Source organism: Sphaerospermopsis reniformis (genome assembly GCF_005402885.1).
Lineage (GTDB): Bacteria > Cyanobacteriota > Cyanobacteriia > Cyanobacteriales > Nostocaceae > Sphaerospermopsis > Sphaerospermopsis kisseleviana.
Genome location: NZ_BJCE01000341.1, coordinates 1 through 4,309 on the forward strand (window position 1 = coordinate 1; position 4,309 = coordinate 4,309).

The window sequence follows — 4,309 nt, forward strand, 5'->3', positions numbered from 1 at the left end:
GATCTTGCTTTTGATTATAAGTGCGATCGCCTGAAAATTGAAGAAGCTATTCGCTGTGAATTACCTGTTGTTGCATGACCACACCTAAGTCAATTACCTTTTTTATTGATAGATGTTTAGGTACAGGAACTGTACCCGAAAAACTTCGCAATGCAGGTATTTTAGTAGAAATTCACGACGAACATTTTGGTCAAGGAACTCAAGATGTAGACTGGCTACCAGAGATAGGTAAAAAAGGTTGGGTTGTTTTAACTAAAGATGATAGAATTAGTAGAAACAAGTTAGAAAGAATTGCTGTTGCTCGCGCTCAAATAAAAATGTTTATTTTGACTTCCCAAGGTTTAAAAGGCGAAGAAATGGCAGAAATTTTTATTAAAGCAATTGACAAAATGGAAAAGTTTGTTCTCAAGCATCCTGCTCCATTTATTGCAAAAGTTTCTCGTGAAGGTAAAATTAATCCTTGGAAAAACAGTCAGATGTTATTACAAGAAATAGAGCAGTTTTTATCCTAACTAATTTTTCCCAAATTTCTTAGCAACCCAACTACTAATACCACTAATTAACGCCCCTCCCATTAAAAGACCAATGGCTGGGTTAAATAAGGGTTGCCAAAGTTTATGCCATAAATCTAAACCTAAGTTGATGCCTGAAGCATCGCCAACAACAGCGACAGCAAACCAACCAAATCCTAAAATTACTAGGAAAAAATCAGCGACTAATATTGTATTTACCCAATTTAATATTTTATCTTTCATCATTGAATAGGGAATAGGGAACAGGTGACTGGGGACTGGTGACTGGTGACTGGGGACTGGTGACTGGGGATAGTAAGAGATTTACCAATTACCAATTACCAATTACCAATTACCAATCACCAATCACCAATTATTCTTCAAACAGCCATGTTTTGACTTTAGCCAAACTTTGCCAATCGAGTTTTCTAGTTAAACCGTCTTCAATGCTGTTTTTTACTTCTTCTTCCCATTCTTGATTGACAAAAATCAATTGTTTTGCTATGTCGATATGTTCTCGTAAACCTTTCTGACCGGTTTCTAACATGGCTACAGCGAGATTAATTCGACCTTGTGGATCTTGGGGATTAATTTTTACGGCTTTGCTGGCAGCTTTATAGGCTAACTGTGCTTTACCTTCTAGAAGATATAACCAAGATAAGCAAATCCAAGCTGAACTAGCTCTAGGAGAGCGATCGCATACTTCTTTAAATACAGGAATAAGATTTGCGGCTGATTCACCGTCTTTGTAGCGTTGTAAACCTGTATCAAATAATTCTTCAACTGTAATAGTCATTTGTTATTTGTCGTTAGTCATTAGTTATTTGTCATTGGGCATTGGGCATGGGGCATTGGTTTATTAATCTTTCCCAATCCCCAATCACCAATCACCAGTCACCAGTCCCCTATTATACCCCAAAGGATTTACCGCAACCGCAGGTTTGAGAAGCGTTGGGGTTGGTGAACTGAAAACCACCACCAATCATGGCATCACTGTAATCAAGCATCAAACCATAGAGATATAATAAACTCTTGCGATCGCAAACAATTTTAAAGCCGTCATAATCAAAAACTTCATCCTGGGGAGTGATCTTGCTGATATCTTCAAAATCCATCATGTAAGACATCCCAGAACAACCACCTTGACGAACTCCAACCCGTAAACATAAATCTTGACCTTGTTTAGCTTGGAGAGATTTTACTTGCCGCAATGCTGCTTCACTTAGCATAATGCCGCGTTCTTGAGTTTGGGTTGCTTGTGTCATCTGCTGTTTACACTCCTTAATTAGTCTAAATATTAACTGGTATATGCCGTTGATAGCCTGGATGCTGATTTTTTGATTTTTGTTCTATTTTAGCGGCATTGGTGAGGTGAAAACGTTAAATTCTCAATACTTTGTCAACAGCAGCCAAGGAATTTTATTCTAAAATTGAGAGGTTTGGTGTATTTAGAGATGGGGTATTTTCTGAGTTTCAGCCACAAGCAGTCTGAGCAGCAACCACTCTTCAGGTACAGTAGGGTTATTAACAGAAAACTTGAGCCGAATTTTAGCCATTCCCCACATTTGACTTCCAAATAGCTTTTTTTTGATTCACTTAATCTATGACAAGTTTTAATCGCTCTACCAGTCGTCGGTTGAAGAAATTAATCCAAATTCCTTCTATATGGGAGGGCGATCGCCGTCCATTGTCATCACCAGTGTCATCCAGAGATTCCCAAGAGTCCCAAGGGGAATGTATCCTTTGGGTGGATGGCTCTCAAGGTATTGTTAGAGGTATGGATATGGTATCTCCCGACCTTGGACCAGAAGCAATAGTTCGCACCTTAATGCGAGCAATGGAGCATCCCCACAGTCCTGCTAAACCAGCTAGACCTCAAAGAATTGTGGTCAAAGACAGGGAAATTCAATTTTACCTGCGGGGAGTTTTGCAAGATTTGGATATTGCTATTGACTACGCACCAGAATTACCTTTAATTGATGAACTATTTCGCTCTTTTGCGGATATAGTTGATAGTCAAATTCCTAATTTACCTCCACAATATGCAAAAATTCTGAATGAAAAGGCTTTTGCAGTTTGGGAAGCAGCACCTTGGGATTTTCTGGAAGAACAGCAAATCTTGTCTATAGAAATAAATAAATGGGATGTGGGGACACTCTATGTCTCAGTCATGGGAATGCTGGGGATGGAGTATGGTGTTTTGTTATATCGTTCAGAAGAATCTCTCAAGCGGTTCCGTGCAGATATTTTAGAGGATGAAGAATCAGAGCAAGGTTTAGAAGCAGCTTTCTTAAAGCAAGATTGCTTATTTCTCACCTTTGATCAAGTGGATGAAGATGAAGATGAAGATTTAGCGGATTTACCCCTATCGGAGATTGAACCTACTTTTGGTAATATTCACCCCTTAGAAGGATTACGCTCGATTTTATACGAGGAAGAAGCACTTGTAGTATTTGTGGCACTAGAAAGTTTGATCCGCTTTATCCGTGATTATCGTCATCAGTTATACGAAGAAGACTTCCCCCCCATCAACCGACGTTATCGCATTTCTCTACCCCATCCCTATGAAACAACTAAATCCGTGTCTGTCACTGTCTCGACTATGCCAGAATTAGCAGCAGAGTTAGAGGAAATGGCAGGGTTTGATTTTTCAGATGAAGATGAGTGGGATGAGGATACCGAGATCCGCACATTGCGGGATGATTTGATCCCAGAAGATTCATTTTTGAGTTTAGGAGTGATTTCTTGGGAGATGTTGAATTCTCTACGTCAGGAAGTGAATTATCATGCAGGACAGGAAATTCAACCAGTCGGTGATGGCTTACCCGTGATTTTAATTCAAACTTCCCGCCCCAAAGCTAAAACGGTGATTGAAAATATTCAAGCTGCTGGAGGATTGAAAGCTATATGCTTTAATCCAGGTGCTAATCCCTTAGACGGTGAACGATATGATTTAGGTTTGTTACAAACAAAGAATGGGGATCTGTTCCTGTTTGGGGAATTTCCAGAGGATGATCCCACTCACGTTGAAGCCAAGAAAAAATGGAATCAGCGGTGTCAGCAAACTAATGGATATTGCGGTTTGATCATTGCTAAGGGATTGACAGGTGCTGCTCGTGGTAATCCAGGGTTAAAAGATATGATGGCTTTGTTTGAAGCGCGATCGCTCTCTACTCAAGATTTAGGTATTGGTACTCTCCAACTTATGCCCCAACTAGAATTTGAATAATTTTCTGTGTAGTTACCACAGATAGTCATCAAATCCACACTGAGTTCAATTATTTGGGTTTGATCTGTGGTTTTCTACAATGAAGTCCTATAGTAATTGCTGCATAATTTGTTGTTAAAAAGATCAACTTGGTTCGTTTAGTTTATCTATCTTGACGGCGAATTTTTAGATATATTTTATGATCTTCCTGTTTATTTGAGCAAATCTCTGATAGTATCATTTTTTCCTTTTACTTTTGGATTCATTTTGAAAACCGTTAACACATAGCAAGTTGCATGATAATGACTAATAAAAAATGGGCTGTTAAACGCATAACCGTCAACCTAGCAACTCAGGAAGCGGAAAAATTAGAAAAATATTGTCAGCAGACAGGTAGACCCGCTACTGATGTGATTCGTGAGTTGATTAGAAGTTTACCTCTTTCTGAAGATAGTAAGAGTAATGCTTAATGAGGCATTGGGCATTGGGCATTGGGCATTGGGCATTGGGCATTGGTAAAAATCTTTTCCTCCCCTGCCTTCCCTGCCTCCCCTGCTCCCCCTGCTTTCTTCCCAGTCCCCAGTCACCA

Annotated in this window: 6 protein-coding genes; 3 read left to right on the forward strand and 3 right to left on the reverse strand. The window is 39.5% G+C overall.

The window, feature by feature from the left end; genetic code table 11:
* Positions 1–74: 74 nt before the first annotated feature.
* Entirely contained in the window at positions 75–512 is a 438-nt protein-coding gene (locus tag FFR48_RS25855) for a PIN-like domain-containing protein (RefSeq protein WP_137669341.1), read from the forward strand.
* Here FFR48_RS25855 and FFR48_RS25860 read toward each other — a convergent pair whose 3' ends face one another.
* From FFR48_RS25860 to FFR48_RS25870, 3 genes are all read right to left on the reverse strand, one after another.
* Positions 513–755, reverse strand: a complete 243-nt coding sequence (locus FFR48_RS25860; protein WP_096567011.1) for a DUF8620 family protein — start codon at positions 753–755, stop codon at positions 513–515. It lies immediately after the preceding gene.
* 130 nt (positions 756–885) lie between these two features.
* On the reverse strand, positions 886–1,308 hold the full coding sequence (locus FFR48_RS25865) for a tetratricopeptide repeat protein (RefSeq protein WP_096567009.1): 423 nt from the start codon (positions 1,306–1,308) through the stop codon (positions 886–888).
* Between the two features lie 112 nt (positions 1,309–1,420).
* Positions 1,421–1,777, reverse strand: a complete 357-nt coding sequence (locus FFR48_RS25870) for an iron-sulfur cluster assembly accessory protein (RefSeq protein ID WP_096567006.1) — start codon at positions 1,775–1,777, stop codon at positions 1,421–1,423.
* Between the two features lie 338 nt (positions 1,778–2,115).
* Here FFR48_RS25870 and FFR48_RS25875 point away from each other — a divergent pair, with 338 nt between their 5' ends.
* Both FFR48_RS25875 and FFR48_RS25880 read left to right on the forward strand, forming a co-directional pair.
* Positions 2,116–3,741, forward strand: coding sequence for a DUF6930 domain-containing protein (locus FFR48_RS25875; protein WP_137669342.1), 1,626 nt, complete (start codon positions 2,116–2,118; stop codon positions 3,739–3,741).
* A 275-nt stretch (positions 3,742–4,016) separates the two neighbouring features.
* Entirely contained in the window at positions 4,017–4,190 is a 174-nt protein-coding gene (locus tag FFR48_RS25880; RefSeq protein ID WP_096567003.1) for a ribbon-helix-helix domain-containing protein, read from the forward strand.
* Positions 4,191–4,309: the final 119 nt, after the last annotated feature.